General features: G+C 60.4%; 15 protein-coding genes and 1 pseudogene. 12 read left to right on the top strand and 4 right to left on the bottom strand.

Annotated features, from left to right (window positions below; translation table 11 throughout):
- Nucleotides 1-78: 78 nt before the first annotated feature.
- Nucleotides 79-2,412, bottom strand: a complete 2,334-nt coding sequence (locus BM235_RS23015; protein ID WP_090116586.1) for a helix-turn-helix domain-containing protein — start codon at nucleotides 2,410-2,412, stop codon at nucleotides 79-81.
- Nucleotides 2,413-2,661: 249 nt separating this feature from the next.
- On the opposite strand from BM235_RS23015, the gene BM235_RS23010 reads away from it, so the two are divergent.
- The 6 genes from BM235_RS23010 (at nucleotide 2,662) to BM235_RS22985 (ending at nucleotide 9,523) form a co-directional block, all read left to right on the top strand.
- Nucleotides 2,662-3,627, top strand: a complete 966-nt coding sequence (locus BM235_RS23010; protein WP_090116585.1) for an ABC transporter permease — start codon at nucleotides 2,662-2,664, stop codon at nucleotides 3,625-3,627.
- 21 nt (nucleotides 3,628-3,648) lie between these two features.
- On the top strand, nucleotides 3,649-4,524 hold the full coding sequence (locus BM235_RS23005) for a carbohydrate ABC transporter permease (protein ID WP_090116584.1): 876 nt from the start codon (nucleotides 3,649-3,651) through the stop codon (nucleotides 4,522-4,524).
- Between the two features lie 33 nt (nucleotides 4,525-4,557).
- Nucleotides 4,558-6,147 (top strand): extracellular solute-binding protein, encoded by a 1,590-nt coding sequence (locus BM235_RS23000; protein WP_090116583.1) that lies wholly within the window; start codon nucleotides 4,558-4,560, stop codon nucleotides 6,145-6,147.
- A gap of 18 nt (nucleotides 6,148-6,165) precedes the next feature.
- The gene (locus BM235_RS22995; protein WP_090116582.1) at nucleotides 6,166-7,335 is read left to right on the top strand and encodes a M24 family metallopeptidase; all 1,170 of its coding nucleotides are present in this window, start codon (nucleotides 6,166-6,168) and stop codon (nucleotides 7,333-7,335) included.
- 78 nt (nucleotides 7,336-7,413) lie between these two features.
- Entirely contained in the window at nucleotides 7,414-8,493 is a 1,080-nt protein-coding gene (locus BM235_RS22990; protein ID WP_090116581.1) for a sugar phosphate isomerase/epimerase family protein, read from the top strand.
- Nucleotides 8,486-9,523: a sugar phosphate isomerase/epimerase family protein gene (locus tag BM235_RS22985; protein WP_090116580.1), complete on the top strand. Its 1,038-nt coding sequence runs from the start codon at nucleotides 8,486-8,488 to the stop codon at nucleotides 9,521-9,523. The genes BM235_RS22990 and BM235_RS22985 overlap by 8 nt, the downstream gene beginning before the upstream one ends.
- Nucleotides 9,524-9,584: 61 nt before the next feature.
- On the opposite strand, the gene BM235_RS22980 is transcribed toward BM235_RS22985, so the two are convergent.
- Entirely contained in the window at nucleotides 9,585-11,063 is a 1,479-nt protein-coding gene (locus BM235_RS22980; protein ID WP_090116579.1) for an Lsa family ABC-F type ribosomal protection protein, read from the bottom strand.
- Nucleotides 11,064-11,504: 441 nt separating this feature from the next.
- On the opposite strand from BM235_RS22980, the gene BM235_RS22970 reads away from it, so the two are divergent.
- The 5 genes and pseudogenes from BM235_RS22970 to BM235_RS22950 all read left to right on the top strand — a co-directional run bounded on the left by BM235_RS22970 (nucleotide 11,505) and on the right by BM235_RS22950 (nucleotide 18,817).
- Entirely contained in the window at nucleotides 11,505-12,551 is a 1,047-nt protein-coding gene (locus tag BM235_RS22970; protein WP_090116577.1) for a glycosyltransferase family 2 protein, read from the top strand.
- 357 nt (nucleotides 12,552-12,908) lie between these two features.
- A pseudogene (locus tag BM235_RS22965) lies at nucleotides 12,909-14,868 on the top strand (GTP-binding protein).
- A 285-nt stretch (nucleotides 14,869-15,153) separates the two neighbouring features.
- Nucleotides 15,154-15,969: a TerC family protein gene (locus tag BM235_RS22960; RefSeq protein ID WP_090116576.1), complete on the top strand. Its 816-nt coding sequence runs from the start codon at nucleotides 15,154-15,156 to the stop codon at nucleotides 15,967-15,969.
- A 363-nt stretch (nucleotides 15,970-16,332) separates the two neighbouring features.
- The gene (locus BM235_RS22955) at nucleotides 16,333-16,767 is read left to right on the top strand and encodes a sigma-70 family RNA polymerase sigma factor (protein WP_090116575.1); all 435 of its coding nucleotides are present in this window, start codon (nucleotides 16,333-16,335) and stop codon (nucleotides 16,765-16,767) included.
- Between the two features lie 52 nt (nucleotides 16,768-16,819).
- Nucleotides 16,820-18,817 (top strand): AraC family transcriptional regulator, encoded by a 1,998-nt coding sequence (locus BM235_RS22950; RefSeq protein ID WP_158544009.1) that lies wholly within the window; start codon nucleotides 16,820-16,822, stop codon nucleotides 18,815-18,817.
- A gap of 82 nt (nucleotides 18,818-18,899) precedes the next feature.
- Here the strand turns inward: BM235_RS22950 and BM235_RS22945 are convergent, their stop codons facing one another.
- The gene (locus BM235_RS22945; protein WP_090116573.1) at nucleotides 18,900-19,193 is read right to left on the bottom strand and encodes a transporter; all 294 of its coding nucleotides are present in this window, start codon (nucleotides 19,191-19,193) and stop codon (nucleotides 18,900-18,902) included.
- Nucleotides 19,194-19,234: 41 nt separating this feature from the next.
- Nucleotides 19,235-19,549 carry a hypothetical protein gene (locus BM235_RS22940; protein WP_090116572.1) on the bottom strand — a complete coding sequence of 105 codons (315 nt, stop codon included), beginning with the start codon at nucleotides 19,547-19,549 and terminating at the stop codon, nucleotides 19,235-19,237.
- Nucleotides 19,550-19,716: 167 nt separating this feature from the next.
- Here BM235_RS22940 and BM235_RS22935 point away from each other — a divergent pair, with 167 nt between their 5' ends.
- Complete coding sequence (locus BM235_RS22935) at nucleotides 19,717-21,489, top strand: glycerophosphodiester phosphodiesterase (protein WP_090116571.1); 1,773 nt, start codon at nucleotides 19,717-19,719, stop codon at nucleotides 21,487-21,489.
- The last annotated feature ends 136 nt before the right edge of the window (nucleotides 21,490-21,625 follow it).

The following is a 21,625-nucleotide window of genomic DNA, read 5'->3' as shown; positions in this document are numbered from 1 at the left end:
TCCGCTTTTTGTTCGCCATAGCTGTCATTAACCTAGTTAATTCTACGCCTCGGGCGGAGATTCCTCCGGCGGCCGGCCTCATCCCTCTCTTTTCGCATCCCCGGAAAACTGGCTCCGGTAATCCGACGGCGAGAGGCCCTCGAGCTTGCGGAAGGACCGAATGAACGAATTGCGGTTGTTGAAGCCGACCGATGCCCAGATATCCTGGATCGGAATCGCGGAGCCGGCGAGCAGCGCCTTTGCCCGCTCGATCCGTTTCTCCTGCAGATATTGGTGAAACGGCTTGCCCAGCTCCTTCTTCAGCAGGCGGGACATATAATTGGGCGTCGTGCGGAACTTGGCGGCCAGGGATTCCAGATGAAGGTCTTCGTGAAAGTTGGCGTCGACGTACGCTTTGAAGGCGAGCGACTCGAGGGCGTCGGCCGGGGATGCGAGCGTGTCCATGATCTTGGCGAAGTATCCCTGCGCGAATTCAGTCAAGCCGTCGATCGGCAAGGCGCTATCGGTCAGGAGCATGCGAACGTAAGTCCGGTAGACGGCTTCGGGGAGCGTCTTCTCCTTGTGCTTCAGCACCTGCGTGCCGATCGCGAACAGGCGCATGCAGAGCTCCTTCGTCGTGAAGTCATTCAGTCCGATCAGCAGGTGGTTCCGCACCACGGCGTCTAATAGCTCGAACAGCTCTTTCCGCTTGCCTGCGGCGAGCAGGTTGAAGATCTTGCGATCGTCCGCGGCATCGAGCAGGATCGTGACGGCGTCCTCGTCCTTTTTCTCGTAATAATGAATACGCTTGTCGTCGAGCGGCGAGAGGCGCCACATGGCCTTCATGGCGTCCAAATAGGATTCCTGCAGTCCCTCCAGCCCTTCGTGCACGCCGCCGACTCCCGCGAAGGGGTCGTGGAGATTCTCATCGCGACGGAGCGCCTCCGCGACGGCGGCGAAGAAGCCGTTCATCGTCTCGCGGCGGTCCGCGCGCTCCGGCACGTTCACGAGCAGGCAGAACGCGTTCGCTTCGATCTCGACGACGAAGCTCTGATAGGCCGTCGGCGCGCTGTCCTTGAGGATCCGCGCGATCTTGGCGTGCAGCGCGTTCTGCTCGGCGGGACTGTAGTCCACGTGGAAGGGCTTCGCGTACTTGATTCGGACCAGCGCGACGACAAAATGGCTATGCCTGAACGAGAAGCCGCACCGTGCCAGGAAGGCGCCGGCTTCCGTTTCGTCCGGAACCCGCTTGAGACGGAGGATGCTGACGAGCCACTGCTCGAGCGCCAGCGGAGAGATCGAGGTGAGATGGTCGTTCAGGCGGTTCACGTCGTCCAGCATACGGTGGATCTCCCGGTCCAGCAGCTTGTATTCGTTGGCGCGAGGGCGGTTCGGCGCCGTCGGCAGCTTCACGAGCAGCGATTGGAGCGGCGCGTAGAGCTTGCGGCTGAGCAGCACGGACAGAAGTATGGACAACAGCAGCGCCGCCAGCGTCAGCAGCGTCCCCCAATACTTGACGCCCTGCATGCTGGCGTGGATGTCGGACATCGGCACGATGGCGATCATATTCAGGTTTTTAAAGACGAAGCGGGTGTTCGATTGAATGGCCAGCACGTCCTCGCGGCCGATCGCAGCGCGCAGCACGGGGCGCCCGCCGGCAAGGGCCCGCCGGACGAACCGGTCCGTGGCGGCGTCGGGCGCGTTCATCTCGGTGGACGCGATCAGCTCCTGATTGTCGTCGAGAATATAAATCTGGCTATTCGGCGTCAGCTTGGATCCGTTCAGCAAGTCGATGATCGGATCGACCTTCAGATTGATGACGTACAGATCGTTCGATTTGTACTCGGCGATGGCGGTCTGCGCGATGGGGAGGATGTAGGCGCCGCCACGGGACGCCGACTTGGACGGGGGCAGGATCTGGAAGGGGCGATTCTGCGAGCCGTACGCCTGCCAGAACGATTCGGGGTAGCGCTCTAGCGCGTCGGAGCGCCCGAAGAAGTCGGCGGCGGCATGCGTGCCCTTATCGCTGACGACAAGGGCGTTTTCCTTTTTGTAAATGTACACGCTGTCCAGGTAATCGCTCATGAGGCGAATCCGGTTCAGGGAGCGGACGGTCTGGGAGACGACGGCGTATTTCTCGGGCTTGTCGACGCTGAAATTGGAGGAGAACAGCTGCATCGCCTCTTTGTCGAGAGACAGCAGGTAGTTCGAATTGTAAATGCCGGTGAACACGCCGTTCAGATTGTCGGCGATCGCCGACAGCGACCGCGTATAGTTGCTCTTGAGCTCGGATTCGAAATACCACAGGTTAACGCGGTAGGCGATCAGGTTCAGCAGCTGCATGGACAGGGCCAGAGAGAGGAACAGGAAGAAGTAACGGTAAATCCAGCTGCGAAAGCCGCCGCCGAAAAAAGAGGCGATCCTCTGCTTCATCTCTAGTCACCCCCACCTCAAGAATAGCCAGGTAAGGATATAGTAGGTTGCCGCTGTGTTTCGCGTCAATGTAATGATATGGAATATGACACAAAAGGCGATTATTATGACGAGAATCAATATTGTTACGTCGATTCGACTTCTATTTTGTAAACTATTATTACATGATTTCGTTTTTGTCCGTATCGCGAAGGTGCAGACTTATCGTTCAATAGGGGTGTGGTCATCCACAAGAGGGAGGCGATTCGAATGGAACGGACGCTGGCCATCGGCACGAACGCTGTCGCCACAATTGAACGGAAGGGGAGGATGCGCAAGCTCGCCGGCATTCTGAAAAAGAGAAGGCATTATTATTTGCTGCTGACGGTTCCCATGCTGTACTTCGCCGTATTCTGCTACGGTCCCATCGTCGGCAACGTGCTAGCGTTTCGAAAGTACGTACCGGGCGGGTCGATATACGGAGAGGAATGGGTCGGTTTACGGTACTTCAAGCTGTTTCTCGGGGATGCGAGCTTCTGGAGAGCCTTCAACAACACCTGGACGCTGAACGTGTACCACTTGATCTTCACGGTTCCGTGCGCGATCGCGTTCGCGCTGCTCGTCAACGAGATTAAGGCGTCCAAGCTGAGGAGCGCGGTCCAGGCCATTTCCTACTTCCCGAATTTTATCTCCGCCGTCGTCGTCGTCGGGTTGATGAAGGAGCTGCTGTCACCGACTTACGGCATGGTTAGCCAGGCGTTTCAACGGCTGGGCATGCCGGCGACCTTTTTCATGAACGAGCCCGAATGGTTCCGCACGCTCTATATTTCATCGGAAATCTGGCAGTTCACGGGCTGGAACTCCATCATCTTCTTCGCCGCGATCGCCTCGATCGACAAGCAGCTCTACGAAGCGGCCGCGATGGACGGAGCGGGACGGCTGAGGCAGATGTTCAGCATTACGATCCCCCAGATCATGCCGACGGTCGTGGTGGTGTACATTTTGTCGCTCGGCCATCTGATGAGCGTGGCGTTCGAGAAGGTGCTCCTGATGTATACGCCTAGCAATTCGCAGACCGCCGACGTCGTCGAGACGTTCGTCTACCGGATCGGAATCGTCGGCAGCAATTACAGTTACGCGACGGCTGTCGGTTTTTTCGGAGGCGTGCTCGGGCTGATCGTAGTCGCGGGAGCCAACTACTTGTCGCGGAAGTTCACCCGGTATTCGCTCTATTGATCCGAGAGGAGGCGCATAGGCATGCATAGTCGGAAATCGCTGGAGCGCAGCGCCTTCGCGGTCGCCAGCGGCGCGTTCATCGCGCTCGTCGTCGGGTGCGTCCTGTTCCCCTTCCTTCATTTGCTGGCCGTATCGTTCAGCGATTCGGCATCGAATATGGGGGGCAGGGTCCGCTTCCTGCCCGTAGGCTGGAACCTGGAGTCGTACAAGGTCATCTTCACGCATCCCAAAATATTGAGCGGCTTCTTGAATTCACTGCTGCAGACCTCGGTAGGTACGCTCGTGAGCCTGCTCATGATGACGATCTGCGCTTACCCGCTCTCCAAGCGGATCGAAGGCCGCGGCGTCCTCATTTGGTTCGTCATGCTGACGATGTTCTTCACCGGCGGCATGATCCCGACCTACATGCTGGTGAAGGGGCTGGGGCTGCTCGACACGCTGTGGGGCGTCATCCTGCCGTTCGCCATCACGCCGTATTATTTGATGATCATGATCAATTTCTTCTCCGCCTTTCCCGAACAGATCGAAGAGGCGGCGCTGATCGACGGGCTGAATCCGATCCAGATCCTGTTCCGGATCGTGCTGCCGCTGTCCAAGGCGATCGTCGCGACGATGACCCTGTTTATGGTCGTATTCTACTGGAACAACTGGTTCAGCTCCCTGATCTATTTGAACAGCACCGACAAGTACCCGATCATGCTGATCGTCCGCAACATCATCGACGGCGCCCAGATGGTGGACGGCAGCACGCTGGGCGGCGAGGCCAAGAAGTACGTATCGACGGCCTCGCTGAGGGCGGCCTCCATTATGGTGACGACGCTGCCGATTTTCTGCTTCATTCCGTTCATTCAGAAGCACTTCGCCAAGGGCGCGATCCTGGGTGCGGTCAAGGGATAAGGACAAAGATAAGGACAGAGGAGAGGATCGAGGATGGAGAAAAACAAAAAGGCAGGCGCGGCGGCGCGATGGATCAAGCTCGCGGCGGGGGCGCTGGCGCTTAGCCTGGCGCTCGGCGCGTGCGGGGGCAACAACGAGAACGAGGGGGCTGCCGGAACGGCCGGCGGATCGTCCGGCGGCGCGGCTTCGTCCGGCGGCGAGACGGTAACGCTGTCGATGCTGTTCTACGAGACCGGAGTTCCGTTCAACAAGGATTGGCCCGTGCTGAAGGAGTTGGAATCGCGGCTCAACGTGAAGCTCGATATTCAGGCGGTGCCGAAGTCGGACTATCAGAGCAAGGCGAAGATCGTGCTGAGCTCGGACAAGATCCCCGACATGGTGACCAATATCAACCAGAAGACCGTATTGGAGCTGGGCTCGTCGGGTACGCTCCTGCCCATCGGCGATTACATGGACAAGCTGCCGAACCTGAAGCGCCGCATCGACGAGTACAAGATCGAGACCGAGCTGGACAACTGGCGGGACCCGGACGGCAAGCTCTACGTGCTGCCTTTCATGAAGGACTACGCGAACTACAACCGCTCGCCTCTCATCCGCACCGACGTGCTGAAGGCGAACGGCCTCCAGGCGCCGACGACCGTAGACGAACTCTACGACCTGCTTAAGAAGCTCAAGGCGTTGTACCCGGACAGCTATCCCTTCACGGGGACGAGCGCGGAGGATCTCCGCACGATGTTCGGCCCGGCGTGGGGCGTCGACGGCAACTACAACGGCTTCCTCTACAACAAGGAGACGGACAAGTTCGAGTACGTGTATACGAGCGACAAATACAAGGCGTACGTGACTTTCCTAAACAAGCTGATTAAGGAGGGACTGGCGGATCCCGAGATGTTCACCTCGACGGAAGACCAAGTCCTGCAGAAGGTATCCACAGGCAAGAGCTTTGTTTACTACTTTTATAACGGCGAGCATAAGAGCAACGTGAATTTGTTGGGCAAGGAGAATTCCGGCTCCGGGTTCGAAGTCTCCATCCTGCCGCCGATCGCGGGCCCGAACGGCAAGAAGTCCATGGTGGGCGAACGGATCACGTCGGGCATGCTGATCCCGGCCAGCGCGGCGAAAAAGCCGTACTTCGACCGGCTGCTCCAATTCGTCGATTACCTCTATTCCGACGAGGGTATCGATCTGCTGACGTGGGGGATCGAGGGCGATACGTACGAGGTGAAGGACGGGCAGAAGCAGTTCACCGAGAAGATGCTAAGCGCCGACAACTTAAACCGCTCGCTGTGGGAGATCGGAGCGGCCAACGCCTCCTTCGTCATGCTCTGGCCGTACAAATGGTTCGCGGCCGTGCTCAAGGACAAGGAGTTCGAGCAGTACACGGAGGAAGCGAATACGCAGGGCTGGCTGGTGGACGTGCCCAAGGTTCCGAAGCTCGGGGCGGATCAGCGCGAGGAGGAAAATTTACTCTACGCCGGCGTGAACGATTACTTCGCCAAGATGCAGGAGCAGTTCGTCTACGGCAAGGTGTCCATAGAAGACGGCTGGGACGACTACGTAAAGGAAATCCGCTCGGTGGGCGTAGACAAGCTCGAGAAGCTATACAACGATTCGCTGCGATAAGCGAAAGGAGGAAAAACCGTGAATACGACGGAAACGGCCAGGCGGACGGCGGTCTTGCAATCCGCCCTGGCGAAGCAAGGGATCGAGGCGCTCGTGGCATACGGAAGCGGTCCCCGGGAGAGCGCGGGCATGCTCCGGTATCTGACCGGCTATATGCCGGCGAATACGGAGGCGTTCCTGGTCGTGCCCGCGAAGGGGCGGCCTGTCGTCGTCTCCGCGGACAAGAACCGGGCCCGCGCGTTCAAGACCCGGCTCGGCGACGAGATGAAAATCGTCAAGACGACCGATCTGACGGGGGCATTAAAGGAAGAGGTCGCATCCGCGGCTCCTCGGGGAGGCTTGGTCGCGCAGGCCGGCGAGTTCGACATGACGACGGCGCTGCACGCCGAATTCCGCGCGATTCTGGAGCCGTACGAGGTCACGGACGGCTACGGCATCGTGACCGGGCAGCGGCTGAAGCGGACGGCCTACGAGGCCGAGAAGCATCGGCAGGCGACCGCGATCGCGGACAAGCTCGTGGCGCACGCGATGAGCATCGCCGCGATCCCGGGCGTGACCGGGCCGGACATCATGGCAGAGGTTGAATATCTGGGCCGTCGGCTCGGCGCGGACCAGGCGGGCTGCTGGCTCGCCGTGGGCGAGCGTCCGGCGGAGACGTACTTCGATCTGTTCGAGTTGACGGAGGCCGTCGGGCCGAATGCCCGGGTGCAGATCGGCGCGACCGTCTGCCTGGACGGGTACTACTCGCAGGTGCTGCGAATCGGCATGTTCGCCGAGCCTTCGGACCGTATGAAGGAGGTATCCGAGCGGCTCATCGCGATGCAGGACGCCGCGCTGGCCCGGATGGTGCCGGGTACGCCGATCCACGAGATCGTCGACGCGCTCGAGACGATGATCGACGCCTACTGCCCGTATACGCGGCTGAGCGATCCGTTCCGCTTTCAGTCGACGCATGCGATGAGCAACAGCTACAGCGATCCAGGCGCGGCGCCGTTCCTGAACGCGGGCCGCGACAAGTCGAGGGATGCCGAGAGCCCGCTTGTGGCGGAGCATCAGGTCTACGAGGTTCACCCGAACTTCACGCTGCCCGACGTCGGGCACGTCTGCGCGGGAGACGTCGCCGTCGTCGGCGGGTCAGGCGCGACCTGGATGTCGCAGTATCCCCGCGGCATCGTACGGCTGGCGTGACGCGCGGCTCCCGCCCGCGACGGATGGGCTCTCGCGGCACGCGAATTCAATTCTATGGAGAGAAAGGCGGACTTGACAATGCGCATCGGCATCGACGCAAGATACATGCCCGCGCCAGAGCCGCTCGAGGCGCTGGGCAAGGTGGAACAGGCCGTTAGCTTGGGCATGGAAGGACTGTTTTTTCGCACGATTCTGGATATCAGTCCGACACTCGACCGCTCGGTCATCGGCGCGGTCCGGCAGCGGGCGGACGAGCTTGGACTTTATCTCGAGGCGGGGCTCGGCAAAGTAAATCCGTACGCCAATCCGGAGACGCCGGAGTTGCGCGCGATCGGCGACGGCGATACGCTGCTCGGCTTCCGGCGCATGATGGAGGCCAGCGCCGAATTCGGCATCCGGGAGCTATGGATCTCGACCGGCGGCGCGAAGCCGTACAAGGGGCGCTTCGGCACCGACCGCTTCCGGACGGATGCGCCTTGGGAGGATCAGCTGGAGGCGACGCGGCGGTTCCTGCTCCGGCTGCGGCCGATCGCGCTCCATCTGGGGCTGCATCTGAACTTGGAGACGCACGAGGAGATCACGACGTTCGAGATTCTCCGCCTGATCGAAGCGGTCGGCGACGACGTGCTGGGCATCGTGCACGACACCGCGAACGTCATGATGCGCGGCGAGCATCCCGTCATGGCGGCCAAGCGCGTGGCGCCGTTCGTCCGCCAGACGCACGTCAAGGACGCCTACGTGGAGCTGACCGACGGCGGCGCCTACCAGCGGTCGGTCGGGTGCGGGAGCGGGATCATCGACTTCAAGGCGGTCTTGAAGGAGCTGAACCGCTATCGCCCGGCGCTGAACCTGTCGTTCGAATGCAATCCGGCCCGGGGCGGCAGAACGCCGGGGACGCCGCATCTGATCGAGCTGTATCATCCCGACTGGATCGCCAAGCATCCGGATCTCACGCGCGAGGAATACGCGGCCTATTACGAGCTCGTGCGCGCGTACACGGAGCGGATTCGCGGCGGCGAGGCAAAGTCCTGGCAGCAAATGAACGAGGAGCCGTACGAATACGAGCAGGCCGCCGATACGGTCCGCGCATCGCGCAGCTACATCGACGGTCTCTGCGGCGAGCTTGGCATCGCGAGAGGACAGACGCTGCATGTCTAAGGTGCCGGCTTACCGCAGAGGTATCTTCGCGAAGGATCTGTGCGGTCCGGCGTTCGGTTTGGAGGAAGCCGTCGAGGCCGCGGTCCGCCATGGCTACGCCGGCGTTCATTTGGGATCGCCGGCGTCCGTCAGTCCCGCGCTGGACGGCGGCGAGCTGGAGGCCGCCCGCCGCCGCGCCCTTAGCGCGGGAGTGACGCTCGGCGTATCGATCGGCGCGCTCAACCCGTACCAGCCTTCGCGGTCCGAGCAGGCGCTCCAGGCGGGAGGCGGCGATCTGGCGACGGGCGTGCTCAAGCTCGCCGAGGCCGGGCTCCGGCTTGGCCAGACGGATGCGATGCTGTCCGTCGGGACGGAGTACGACCGCTTCAACCGCTCGGTCGAATGGAGCGAACAGCTGCGCGCCGTCGCGGCCTTTCTGAAGCGAGTCCAGCCGGATCTTCGCTCCCTGGGCGCCCGGGTGCTCGTCAAGTCGCACCAGGAGATCACCTCGTGGGAGCTTCGGCGGCTGCTCGACGAGCTCGATCCGGACGTTTTCGGCGCCGCGCTCGATCCCGTCAACCTGATCGTCCGGATGGAGGACCCTCTGGCCGCCGCGGCGAGGCTGGCGGGACGGATAGGACAGGTCCATATGGACGACGCCATGCTCGTATGGACCGGAGGCGGCGCGGGGGAGGGCGCGTTCGGCCGAATGCTTTGCCCGCTCGGACGGGGCTGCATCGACTGGCCGGCGCTGATCGCGGCCGTCGAGGAAACCGATCCGGATGCCTGGTACTGGGGAGAGATTCACCGCGCCGAGCTGACGATGCCGTTCGCCCGCGCAGGTTGGTTCGACGATCACCCGGATCTCGGGCTCGCCGAATTCGCGAGCTGGGCGTCCAAGTCGCAGCAGCCAGGCAGCTTCGCAGGCAGCTATCCGGCGCCGATTCAAGGCGCCGTCGCGCCGGAAGGCTTCCTGCTCGGCGACGTGCCGTCGCGCGTGCGCGCGGTCGCTTCCTTCCACGGCCTGCCGGACGGCGCCAGCCCGATCTAAGACGAAGCGGCGGCGGTTCGGACTCTACACGAAGAGTCCGGACCGCCGCCGCTGCTTAATTTTATAATTCGACGACCTTCGTCGCGATCCGCCTGCAGAACTCGCTGTCGTGCTCTACGAACAGGATCGTGGGCGCGTGCTCGAGCAGCAGGTCCTCGATCTGCATGCGGGACAGGACGTCGATGAAGTTGAGCGGTTCGTCCCAGACGTACAGATGCGCCCCCTCGCACAGGCTTCTGGCGATCAGCACCTTCTTTTTCTGGCCGCCGCTGTAAGACGAGATGTCCTTTTCGAACTGCACCCGGGCGAAGTCGAGCTTGCGCAAAATGGCTTTGAACAAGCTCTCGTCGATCCCATGCGCCGCGGCATAGTCGGACAAGTCGCCCCGCAGATGCGAGGTGTCCTGCGACACGTACGAGATTTTCAGCTGGCTTCCTTTCCGCAGCGTGCCGGTATAGGTCAGGTCCTCCCCGCAGATCAGCTTGAGGATGCTCGACTTGCCGGAGCCGTTCGGCCCCGACAGCGCGATGCGCTCTCCACGTTCAACGGAGAACCCGACATTTTCGCACACGGTCTTTTCCCCGTAAAAAATCGATACGCCGGCCAGCTCGACGAGCTTTTCCTGATGATAGGCCAGCTGCGGGATCTTCAGGCTCTCCGCGCTCTCGACGTTCTTAAGCAGCCCCGCCCGCTCGTCGATCGCCGCCTGCTGCCGGTGCTCGGCCGCTTTGGAGCGCTTCATCATCTTGGCGGCCTTGTGGCCGATGTACCCTTTGTCCGGGCGGAGGCCGCCGACCCGCGTGCCGTTTTTCGTTTTCTCTACGGCGTCCGACCAGTCGCTCGTACGCTTAGCGGCCTCGGACAGACGCTTGATGTCCTTCTTCAGCTTCTCGTTTTCCGCGAGCTCGAAGTCGTCCTCCCGCCGCTTGTTTTCCTGCCAATCCGAGAAGTTGCCCCTTTGAATGTCGATATCGGCCTTGTTAATGGACAGCACGTGATCGATGCAGTTATCCAGGAACGCCCGGTCATGGGACACGAGGATGAAGCCGCGCTTGGTACGCAAATAGTCGCTGACCAGCTTGCGAGCGTGCACGTCGAGATGGTTGGTCGGCTCGTCGATGAGCAGAAAGCTGTTTTCCTTGAGAAACAAGGCGGCCAGCAGCGCCTTGGTCTGCTCGCCGTTGGACAACGATTCGAAGGGGCGGTACAGCGCGTCCTCTGACATCTTGAGCAGCGAGAGCTCCCGCTTGATCTGCCACTCCGCGGCTTCCGGCACGATGCCTTCCATCACGAAGAGGGTCAGATCCTCGGGATTCGCGACGGGAAAAGGAAAGTATTCGAAGCCGACGGAGGCCGAGATTTGCCCGCGGTATTCGTATTTGCCGAGCAGCAGGTTCAGGAACGTGGTCTTGCCCCGGCCGTTGCGTCCGGTGAAGCCTAATTTCCAATCGGTATCGATCTGGAAGCTCACGTCTTCGAAGATATTGTCGTAGCTGCCGTCGTAGGCGAACGTCAGGTTTTTTACTTGGATCAATGACATATGGCGGATTCCTCCCTTGAGAAAATAGAAAGAGCCGCAAGAAAGTTACTTCTCGCAGCTCCGATGGGTACAGGAAAAATCCGCCGATCCAAGGTTGGATCAGGGCCCGCCGATCGAGCGAAGAAGAACGTAACTTTCTTGCACGGCAAAGAATACAGGCGAACGATCGCCGTCTTCCTTCGCGTAGGCAAGAAAAATCACATTCATCTTCAACTCCAATCCGCTTTCGTTAACCGTATTGTAAATCATGCGCGGGGGCGGAATCAACCTCGACTTCCATGTCGTTTTAATTTCCCTTTCAGGGTTTAAGTAATTAGAGTCTACCCCTTCGAAAGTACCCTCATCCATGCGAGAAGTCCCGGATTCCTCCTCCGCGCTTACATACATGCACGAATTCCGATCCGGCCTGTTCCACATTTCCTATCTTACGGAGGATGCCTCATGAAGCCAGCAGTCAGCATTATCGTACCCGTGTACAACGTCGCGGGATATCTGCCCAGATGCCTGGATTCCCTGGTCGGACAGACGTTAAGCGACATCGAGATCATCCTGGTCGACGACGGCTCGACGGACCGTTCGGCCGACATTCTGGCGCGTTATGCCGAGGCGGACAATCGGATTCGGGTGATCCGTCAGGCCAACCAAGGACAAGGCGGCGCGAGAAACACGGGGCTCGATGCGGCTTCCGGGACTTATATCGGATTCGTCGACGCAGACGACTGGGCGGAGCCGGCGATGTTCGAGACGCTGTACCGAAGGGCGATTGCGACCGGAGCGGACATTTGCGCATGCGATTATAACCTCGTGCACGACCGGCGAGCCGTCCCGAATGCGCTGGGCTTGACCGACGAGACCGTCAGCATCGCGGCGTGCGGCATCGACCGGTATTGGCTGGACAAGAAGTTCTCGGTGGTCCTCTGGAACAAGCTGTACAAGCGGAGCATCATCAGCGGGCACGACATCCGGTTCGACGCGCACGGGGAAGTGTTCAGCGAGGACGTGCTGTTCAATTTGTTCTACCTGCTGCATACCCGCGTCGTAACAGCCGTTCCTGGGGCTTTGTACAACTACTATCAACGCGAGGGCTCCCTCATGCACAGCTTCAAGCCCGATTATTTGCAGAAGGAGCTGGCCCTCGTCGAGAAGTTCAGGCTTTATTACGAAGCCTACGAGGACCGGGAGAAAACGGATAAGATGACGGCCGGGCTGCTGTTCGACCGCGTGTTGGACAACAGTCTGCACAATCTCGAGAACCGCTCGGGGCTGGGCAGGCTGCGGGACGATCTGAAGCAGGCCAGCCGTCACGCATGCTTCTACGACAGCATGCGGAGAATCGCGGGGGATCCGGGAACATGGCTGCCGCTGCGCGGCTTTGCGCTGCTGAACAGCCGGGGGCTGTTCCTGCTGTCGGGCTGCTATCTCAAGGCGTATCACGCCGCGACCCGGCTGAAGAAGAGGCTGGGCGGCGGATCGGGAATACCGGCCTGACGGGTTCGTGAAAGCGGCTGGGAAAAGCCGACAAACAAGGGGGATCGCCGAATCGGCGGTCTCCCTTGTTTGTCGATTGAGGATGTGCGGCCTGCACGTATGGATAGTTGCTAAAAAGCAGTTTTTTTCGCAAATGGCGCTGCTGATAGGAATTAGTTGTCGAAAGGCAGTTATACGGTGCGAAATCGGCATTTCGGCTGCCTTTTTCGGGAATTAAATGCCTTTTAACACCTATCGGATTGCTAGGTCGCGATGAGGGGAGATTAACTGCCTTTTAATAACTATCTTACCTGCGCCGCTGATTATGTTTTAATGGGAACAGAGGTTTACTGCATTGAGCGACGGAAGAGGGAATTCATCATGCGGAAAACGATTGGTCTGTTCGCCCACGTAGACGCGGGCAAGACGACCTTCGCGGAACAGCTGCTTTATCATACGAACAGCATTCGGGCGCGGGGCCGGGTCGATCACAAGGACGCTTACCTGGACAGCCACGAGATCGAACGGGCGCGGGGGATCACGGTTTTTGCGGATCAGGCGGTCCTTTCTTATCGAGGCGACACCTATTATTTGATCGATACGCCGGGCCACGTCGATTTCTCGCCGGAGATGGAGCGGGCCATCCTCACGATGGATTATGCCATCGTCATCGTCAGCGCGGCGGAAGGCGTCCAGGGGCATACGGAGACCGTCTGGCAGCTGCTGCGCAAGCACGGGGTGCCGACGTTCTTTTTTATCAATAAAACGGACCGGGTCGGCGCTGACGCAGAAGGCGTCTTGGCGGAGATCCGCATGCATCTCGCGCCGGACGCGGTGCCGATCGGGGACAGCATGACGGCGGACGGCGTCGTCGGCGAACCGCTGCGGGAACGCCTTGCGGAGCGGGACGAAGCGCTGCTGGAAGCGTTCCTGGAGGGGCGCGGCGATCCGGCTTATTGGCTGGAGGCGCTGCGGTCGCTGATTCGCGAAGGCCGGATCTTCCCGTGCGCGAGCGGGTCGGCGCTGCAGGACATCGGCGTGGCCGAATTTTTGGCGCAGCTGCATCTGCTGACGACCGCCGATTATGACGAGGAGGCGCCGTTCGGCGGCCGGGTCTACAAGATTCGCCACGACGCGAACGATGTACGGCTGACCTTCGTCAAGGTGCTGAGCGGATCGCTACGGATTCGCGACGGAGTGGCCTACGAGAGCGGCGGTATCCGGTATGAAGAGAAGATCACGCGTCTGATGACGTTCAACGGGAGCCGATCCCATGCGGTCGACCGGGCGGCGGCGGGCGATCTGATCGCGGTCGTCGGACTGTCCGCGGCCGAGACCGGCCAGGGGCTCGGCATTTGCACGGACAAGCCGGCCTACGAGATGGTGCCGACGCTGCAGTCGAAGGTGATTTTCGCCGAGTTGCTGAACGTCAAGGACGTGCTGCGCGCTTTTCAAATGCTGAACGCCGAGGATCCGTCCCTGAACGTCGTCTGGGAGGAGAGCCTGCAGGAGATTCATCTGCGCGTCATGGGCCTGATCCAGCTTGAAGTGCTGGAGCAGGTGGCGAAGGAGCGGTTCGGGATGGACGTCTCCTTCGGGCCTCCGGAAATTTTGTATAAAGAAACGATCCGTGCGGCGGTCAAAGGATACGGACACTTCGAGCCGCTGCGCCACTACGCCGAAGTGCACCTGCTGCTCGAGCCGGGGGAGCGGGGCAGCGGGATTGCATTCGCGAGCGTCTGTCATCCCAACGACTTCAGCACGGGCAACCAGAATCTTGTGAGGACGCATCTGTACGAGCGCGATCATCACGGCCTGTTGACGGGCATGCCGGTCGCCGACCTCAAGATCACGCTGCTGCGGGGCGCCGCGCACAACGAGCACACGCACGGCGGCGACTTCCGGGAGGCGGCCTTCCGGGCGCTCAGACAAGGCCTGGAGAAGGCGGACAACGTGCTGCTCGAACCCTTCTACGACTTCAAAATCAGAGTGGGCATCGACGAGATGGGCCGGGTGCTGTCCGATATCCAACGCGCCAGCGGACAGTTCGAGCCGCCGCAGACGATGGGATACGCACGCGATCGTCTCCGGCCGGGTGCCCGTGGCGACCTTCATGAATTACGCGACCGAGCTTGCCTCCTTCACGCATGGCCGGGGCAGCATCCGCTGCGTCTTCGGCGGCTATGACGCGTGCCATAATGCGCAGGAGGTCATCGAGCGGAAAGGATACAGGAAGGACGCGGACCCGCTGTACACGTCCTCTTCGATTTTCTGCGCCAAAGGGAGCGGATATACGGTACCGTGGCAGGAGGCGGAGGCGAAGATGCATTTGCTGTAGGGAGCGGATTTTTTTCTGAAACCTTCCTTCAGCTCCGCCGTACAAACTCAGGATCGCGCTTCGCCGCAATCCGATACCGCATACCGACTCCGAAGGGGAGTAGCTGCCACAATAAAGTCGTCAATACGAGAGCTTGCTCTCCGGCTTTATTGGCATTGCCGACTATGGCATTGTTAGCGAGACCTTTGCCCTTGAACAAGGCAGAGGTCTCTTTTGTTTTGTTCGAGGGAAGAACGGGCGGCAGGCCGACGATTCGATAACAACTCGACAAGAGGAGGATCAATCATGGACTTCGCATTGCTGATGGAGTACGGCTGGGTGCTGCTGGTGCTGATCGCGCTCGAGGGGCTGCTCGCCGCCGACAACGCGCTCGTGCTGGCGATCATGGTCAAGCATCTGCCGGAGAAGGAACGGAAGAAAGCTTTGTTTTACGGTCTTGCGGGAGCGTTCGTGTTCCGCTTCGCCTCGCTGTTCGCGATTTCGTTTTTGGTGGACGTCTGGCAGGTGCAGGCGATCGGGGCGCTGTACTTGCTGTTTATCGCACTCAACCATATTTTCAGAAAAGCGATCGTGAAAAAGGGCGAGCGGGACGCGGAACCGCATACGGGCGCGAAGCCCAAAGCGGGGTTCTGGCCGACCGTCATCAAGGTGGAGATCGCCGACATCGCCTTCGCGATCGACTCGATCCTCGCGGCCGTGGCGCTTGCCGTCGCGCTGCCGGAGACGACCCTGCCGCGGATCGGCGGCATGGACGGCGGACACTTCGCCGTCATTTTCCTCGGCGGCTTCCTCGGCCTCCTGATCATGCGCTTCGCAGCCAACCTGTTCGTGAAGCTGCTCGAGAGCCGGCCGTCGCTCGAGATCGCCGCCTTCGTCATCGTCGGCTGGGTCGGAGTCAAGCTCGCGGTGCACACGCTGGCGCATCCGTCCCTGCACGTTATCCCGCACGACTTCGCGGAGTCGACGGGCTGGAAGCTGACATTCTACGCCGTGCTGATCCTGATCGCCGTGGGCGGCTGGCTGCTGTCCGGCGGCAAGGGGAAAGGTACGCATAAGGATGGCGAGGCGAGCCGGACGCTGTCGGCCGCGAAGCCGGAGTAAGGGCGGGGATGACCTGAAAGGGCGAACGAGAGTCGGGCGCGGATGCGTCCGGCTTTTTACGCTGTCTGGACTGGCTGGCGGTGCGATAAGTGTCAAAAGGCAGTTATTTGCTCGCGGCTTGATGTTGTGCACGAGATAGTTGCTAAAAGGCAGCTAATTTTAGAGAGAAGAATGAAAACCGGCTATATCAGGCGAATCAGATGCGTTTGAACCATTATTTCTTTGCCTGCGCGGGTTCGCGTACAAAATAGATGCCTTTTAGCAACTATAGGCGGGGCTTCCAGGGTGAGGGGCGGGAGAACGGGGCGGGATGACCAAAGCCAAATGCGTCGTTCGCGCGTCTAATAGATAAGAACGGGCACAATGGCGAAGCGGGTGATGGGGATTCTGGAGTTACTCAAACGGGCGCAAAAAGGCGATCGCGAGGCTTATGCGGAGCTGTTCGGGCAGTACGAGGGCGATCTGTACCGCGCGGCGTTCGTGTATCTGGGCAGTTCCGAGGATGCGCTGGACGCCGTGCAAGAGACGGCCTACCGCTCTTTCAAGGCGATTGGCCGCTTAAAAGAGCCGCGATTTTTCAAAACCTGGCTGATGAAAATCGCGATTCGTTGCGCCACGGACATCTTCAGGAGGCGAAAAAACGTCTCGCCATGGAATCCGGCATACGAGGCGAAGCTGGTCGTAGAGGAAGAGACCGATATCCCGCTGGCGCTCTCGCTTCAAGCCTTGCTCGACGAGTTGGACTTGAATGAGAAGCGGTCGTTCGCCCGGGACCTGCGGCGAACGGCTTTACGATGATAATGATTATCAATATACTGAGGTAAACGGCAGCGGATGGGGAGCATCGGATATGGTCAAGACGGTCGACGAGCAGATCGCGCTCTGGAATCACGCGAACGTTAGATTGATTGACGTTCGGTTAGGGACATTAGCCGACGGGGACGCGCCGCATGCCTACCGGCTGCCGGCTCATGCGTTCCTGTACGCGGCAGAGGGCGGCGGAATCGCGAGGTTGGACGAGGAGTCGCATAACTTCGGCATGCACCGCGTGCTGCACGGCGGCCGAGGCGCGGTGCTCCGCCTTAGTCCGGATGAGTGGCTGTCTTATTACATCGTCCTGTACAAGGCCGAGCCCCTCCCGCATTACGCCAGACAATTCGCGTCGCGAGGCGTCGGGGCGGACCCTTTCCGCCAGCACTACGGCATGCTGCCCACTTCTCCGCTTGCACTGGCGGACAAGCTGGCAGCGATGCGCGAGGACTGGCTAAGCGCGGATCCGCTGGATCAGCTTCGCGCCCGACAGCTGTTCGGCCAGTTCGTGCACGAGCTGCTGCGACAGATGAGAGCGCAGGGGGTCGAGCCGAACCGTCCGGACTTGGTCGCGCAGGCCGTCCGATTCATGGACGAACACTATTCGGAGCCGATGACGCTGGCGCGAATCGCGGAGCTGTTCGGCTGCAGCGAGAGCTACTTGACCAAGCAGTTCCGCCGCAGACTCGGCCTTAGTCCGATTCGCTATTTGACGCAGGTTCGCACGGATCGCGCTGCTCGTATGCTCGGGTTTCCCGGCGCATCCCTGCAGGAGATCGCGGAGCGGGTCGGCTATCCGGACGCCCATTCGCTGAGCCGCAGCTTCAAGAAGCGCTTCGGTCGGTCACCGGCCAAGTACCTCGCGGGGCTGCCTTCCGTCGTACCGGAATTGCCCGATATGCGTACGGAATATGCCCTTGCCCCTGCATCCGACCGGTGCTACATTATCGTTGATAATCATTCTCATGAGAGAACGACCGGAGGGGCATCCATGTTTAGAAAGAAAAGAGCTTCATCCATGACCGCAGCCGCGCTACTGCTTGGCATCACCATGCTGATAAGCGCATGCGGCACCGGGAACACGAATCATGCAGGAGGCTCGTCCGCGGCGGCATCCGCTTCCGCATCGCCGATCGCAAGTCCGCAGGCGACGGCGCCCGCAGCGGCGAGCGAGGCAACCGGGACCCGGACTTATGTCGATAGCAAAGGCACCGTCACGATACCGGTTCATCCAGAGCGTATCGTCGATCTGACAGGCAGCGCGATCGGCAATCTGCTAGAGTTAGGCATCAAGCCCATTGCCGCCACGGATGCGTCGATGCAGAGTCCGTATCACCAAGAGCAGTTAGCCGGCGTCGTCAATTTGGGCGAAGGCTCCGATTTCGAGAAGATCATTAGTCTTCAGCCCGATCTCATCGTTGCATTCGATTACCTGGAAGCGGCCATATACGACAAACTGGCCGAGATCGCGCCGGTCGTGCGGCTCGCCTACGGCGCGGACAGGCCTGCGGAGCTGCTGAAGAAGTTCGGCGATTTTACGGGCAGGGCGGATCAAGCCCAAGCCTGGATCGACGAGTGGAATCGCAAGATCGAGCGCGTCAAGCCCAAGATCGTCGAAACGGTTGGAGATCGCACCGTATCGATTCTGCAGCCGTTCGCCAAGGGCATTTATGCTTGGGGGGACAAAGGCGGCAGAGGCGGGGAGATTTTGTACGGGGATCTCGGCTTGAAGGCTCCGCCCATCATCAAGCAGAAACTGATCGATGGTCCGGAATTCGGCGCGAACCTGTCGCTCGAGCAACTGCCCGAATACGCGGGAGACTATATTTTCACCAGCAATTGGGGCTGGGACGACGGCGATCCGGAGGTCGTGTACGGCAGCGCGCTGTGGAAGGGCCTCCCGGCCGTCAAGGAAGGACGCACCTTCTTCATCGACACGGCCGGCTCCTACTACAATGATCCGATCTCGCTCGATGCGCAGCTGGCGTTTATCGTCGAGAGCTTCCTCGGCAACGAGGGGACGGCTCTCCTTTCGTAGCGCAGTACGAACCCCATAGCGGTACTATAAAGAAGCGGGCACCGGTCGATCCGGCGCCCGCTTCTTTTTTTTCGCAAAAACATCAATAGCAAGTGAACGAATCGATCCGGTCGAGGCTGATCCCGGAATACATCCAGAAAAAGCCGTTCCAACGGAAGCCGGACACCGAGGTCCGGCCGACGAACGTCGGATAGAACCAGAAGCCTTGGCCGTTGCGGGGCCAGATGTACGTGTTGCGGTACAGACAGCCTCGGATCGCGCCGGGGTCGACGGCCAGGGTCGATGCGGTAAGCGGTCTCGGCGGCGGGGACTGCGGCGGCGGCGCGGTGGGACCCTGCTGCGAGCCTTGCGGTCCGAAGGGAGGCATAAAGGCCATTATTTCTCACTCCTCGTCATTATTGAGGCTAGGCGCTGCGATCAGAGCAGCGAGATGGTCAGCAGGTTGAAGAGCACGAGCGGCAGCACGAAGCCGGGGTTGCCGAACGGAACCTGCGGGCCGGGGAAGAAGGCGCGGCTGTCCGGGATGTTCATGTACAGGATACCTCTGTCGCAGTGCATGAGGTGTCCTTCGAACACGTCTCCTTCGAGCGTCTCTACCCGGGCAAGCTTGCCGGCATGCTGGGCGCAAAGTCCGTGCATGTGATCCTTCACGGCGCTCAGCGCTTCGTGGACATGGGACGCGCATTGGTAGAGCGGCGCCGATGCGCCGCCGGTAGCGTACGTTGAGCTCATGGCGATACCTCCGTCTGTTTGAACATAGGATAAGGTATGCGCATGCCTAGTCCGGCGTTCCGCGTGCGGGGAAGATTGCGCCACGGGCCCTTTACGAGGATGGTATGATGAGAAGACCCGGGCTGCGCAAGCCTTCCTACTTAACTTTAGAACTGGGATGAATCGTTATGTTCAGACTGCTCGGCAGAGCCTTCCGCGATTTTCGCGCCACCTATCCGAAGCTTCTGCTTTTCGAATATTTGTACATGCTGGCTACAAGCGTCATCGTCGTGCCGGTCATCACGTTCATGTTCAACCGGATTCTGACGGTCGTCGGCTCCGGCTCCCTGCTCAACGGGGACGTCTACCGGCTCGGCCTCAGCTATAACGGCGTGCTGGGTCTCGCGCTGATCGGCTTGGTCGCGTCCCTCGCTGTGCTGATCGAATTGATCGTGCTGATCATTCTCGTACAGCAGCATTATTTCGGCAAAAACATCGCGATCGCGGACGCGGTAAAAACGACGATCCGGCAGGCGCCGCGGCTGCTCGGCTTCGGTATCTTTCAGCTGCTCTTCATGCTGCTCATTCTGATCCCGTTCATCGACTCGCCGCTGTCGGCCTCGTTTTACGCGCTGTTCAACGTCCCGGTCTTACTGAACCGCGAGGTGCTGGATGCATCGTTCACGATGACGTTCGTATATGCGCTCCTTATCGTCGCCGAGCTGTATGCGCTGCTGCGGTGGATATTTGCGCTGCACTTCATCGTGCTGGAGGGCAAGACGACGACCCAGGCGATCCGCAGCAGCCAGGCGCTGACGCGAGGCAGGCGGACGCAGCTCTTCCTGTCGCTGTTCCTGTTCAATGCGGTCGTCTTCGCGGCCGGCTCGGCGGCGATCTCGTCGCTGTCTTACCTGCCCTCTTGGCTGAACATCAACGTGCTGACGATCTTTTCCCATCACTATTCGCTGACGCTGTCGACCATTCTGACGTACATGTACGCCCTGCTGCTCCTGCCGGTCAACATCATCCTGCTGACGCGACTGTTCTACAACTTCGGACGTTCCCAGGGCGTGAAGCCGCAGGATCGCCTAACGATCTATCGCAGCCGGCTCGGACGGATGGAGGGGCGCATCGGGCGTTATTTGAAAGGAATGCAAAGAAGGCGCCTGCTGTTCGCGTCCATGGCGATCGTCTATGTGAGCTTGTCGGTATTCGTCGGCTTTCGGGCGAACGGCAGTCTCGTCTACGCCAAGTGGAGCGTGCTGATCGCGGCGCACCGGGGCGACGCGGCCGGCGGCCCGGAAAACTCGCTGCAGTCGATCCTCTCGGCGATCGACAAAGGCATGACGGCGGCGGAACTCGACGTCCAGCTGACCAAGGACGGGGTAGCGGTGCTGTTCCACGATGCCAATTTGTTGCGGATGACCGGGAAAAACGCGCGCATATCCGACCTCACCTACGCGCAGCTCGGCGGGCTGGACATCGGGGAGGACGCAAGCGGGGAAACGGTGCGGATCCCGACGCTGGGCGAGGTGCTGTCCGAGGCGCAGGGGCGCATCAAGCTGATCGTCGACCTGAAGCCGTACGGCGACGGCGCGACGCTGGCTGAAGAAGTCGTCCGGCTGATCCGGGAGACGGGGATGGAGCAGGACGCTTACGTCCAGTCGTTCGACGGGGATGCGCTGCGGCATATCCGGGCTCTCGATCCCGACATCAAGATCGGTCGGATCCTATATTTTGCGCTCGGCGATCTATCCGCATTGGACGTCGACTTCTACACGATCGAGCAGATCATGCTGACCAAGCAGCTCGTGAAGCAGGCGCATGCCGGCGGCCGCGAGGTATGGGTATGGACGGTCAACGACCGGCGCGACATGAAGGAAGTGCTGAAGTTCCAGATCGACGGCATCATCACCGACAATCCATTGATGGCGCAGTCGATGGTCGAGGTTGATTTGTAAGGCAAGGAATTGTGGGGCAAGGGTTCTGTAGGGCATTGGGGGCAATCGGACGGTTAGTAAGGCGGTTGCGAGGGCAAACGCCTCTTGTAGTGAAGGCGATGAGCCGGATCGGGCGGTTGCGACGGCAAACGCCTCT

Source organism: Cohnella sp. OV330 (assembly GCF_900112065.1).
Lineage (GTDB): Bacteria > Bacillota > Bacilli > Paenibacillales > Paenibacillaceae > Cohnella.
The sequence above is the reverse complement of the archived record's forward strand: the minus strand, read 5'-3'. Positions and strand labels throughout refer to the sequence as shown.

Bases quoted from the DNA above. Each gene is read 5' to 3' on its own strand.
- BM235_RS23015 (WP_090116586.1), bottom strand. From the start codon at position 2,412: ATGAAGCAGAGGATCGCCTCTTTTTTCGGCGGCGGCTTTCGCAGCTGG.
- BM235_RS23010 (WP_090116585.1), top strand. From the start codon at position 2,662: ATGGAACGGACGCTGGCCATCGGCACGAACGCTGTCGCCACAATTGAA.
- BM235_RS23005 (WP_090116584.1), top strand. From the start codon at position 3,649: ATGCATAGTCGGAAATCGCTGGAGCGCAGCGCCTTCGCGGTCGCCAGC.
- BM235_RS23000 (WP_090116583.1), top strand. From the start codon at position 4,558: ATGGAGAAAAACAAAAAGGCAGGCGCGGCGGCGCGATGGATCAAGCTC.
- BM235_RS22990 (WP_090116581.1), top strand. From the start codon at position 7,414: ATGCGCATCGGCATCGACGCAAGATACATGCCCGCGCCAGAGCCGCTC.
- BM235_RS22985 (WP_090116580.1), top strand. From the start codon at position 8,486: ATGTCTAAGGTGCCGGCTTACCGCAGAGGTATCTTCGCGAAGGATCTG.
- BM235_RS22980 (WP_090116579.1), bottom strand. From the start codon at position 11,063: ATGTCATTGATCCAAGTAAAAAACCTGACGTTCGCCTACGACGGCAGC.
- BM235_RS22970 (WP_090116577.1), top strand. From the start codon at position 11,505: ATGAAGCCAGCAGTCAGCATTATCGTACCCGTGTACAACGTCGCGGGA.
- BM235_RS22960 (WP_090116576.1), top strand. From the start codon at position 15,154: ATGGACTTCGCATTGCTGATGGAGTACGGCTGGGTGCTGCTGGTGCTG.
- BM235_RS22955 (WP_090116575.1), top strand. From the start codon at position 16,333: ATGGCGAAGCGGGTGATGGGGATTCTGGAGTTACTCAAACGGGCGCAA.
- BM235_RS22950 (WP_158544009.1), top strand. From the start codon at position 16,820: ATGGTCAAGACGGTCGACGAGCAGATCGCGCTCTGGAATCACGCGAAC.
- BM235_RS22945 (WP_090116573.1), bottom strand. From the start codon at position 19,193: ATGGCCTTTATGCCTCCCTTCGGACCGCAAGGCTCGCAGCAGGGTCCC.
- BM235_RS22940 (WP_090116572.1), bottom strand. From the start codon at position 19,549: ATGAGCTCAACGTACGCTACCGGCGGCGCATCGGCGCCGCTCTACCAA.
- BM235_RS22935 (WP_090116571.1), top strand. From the start codon at position 19,717: ATGTTCAGACTGCTCGGCAGAGCCTTCCGCGATTTTCGCGCCACCTAT.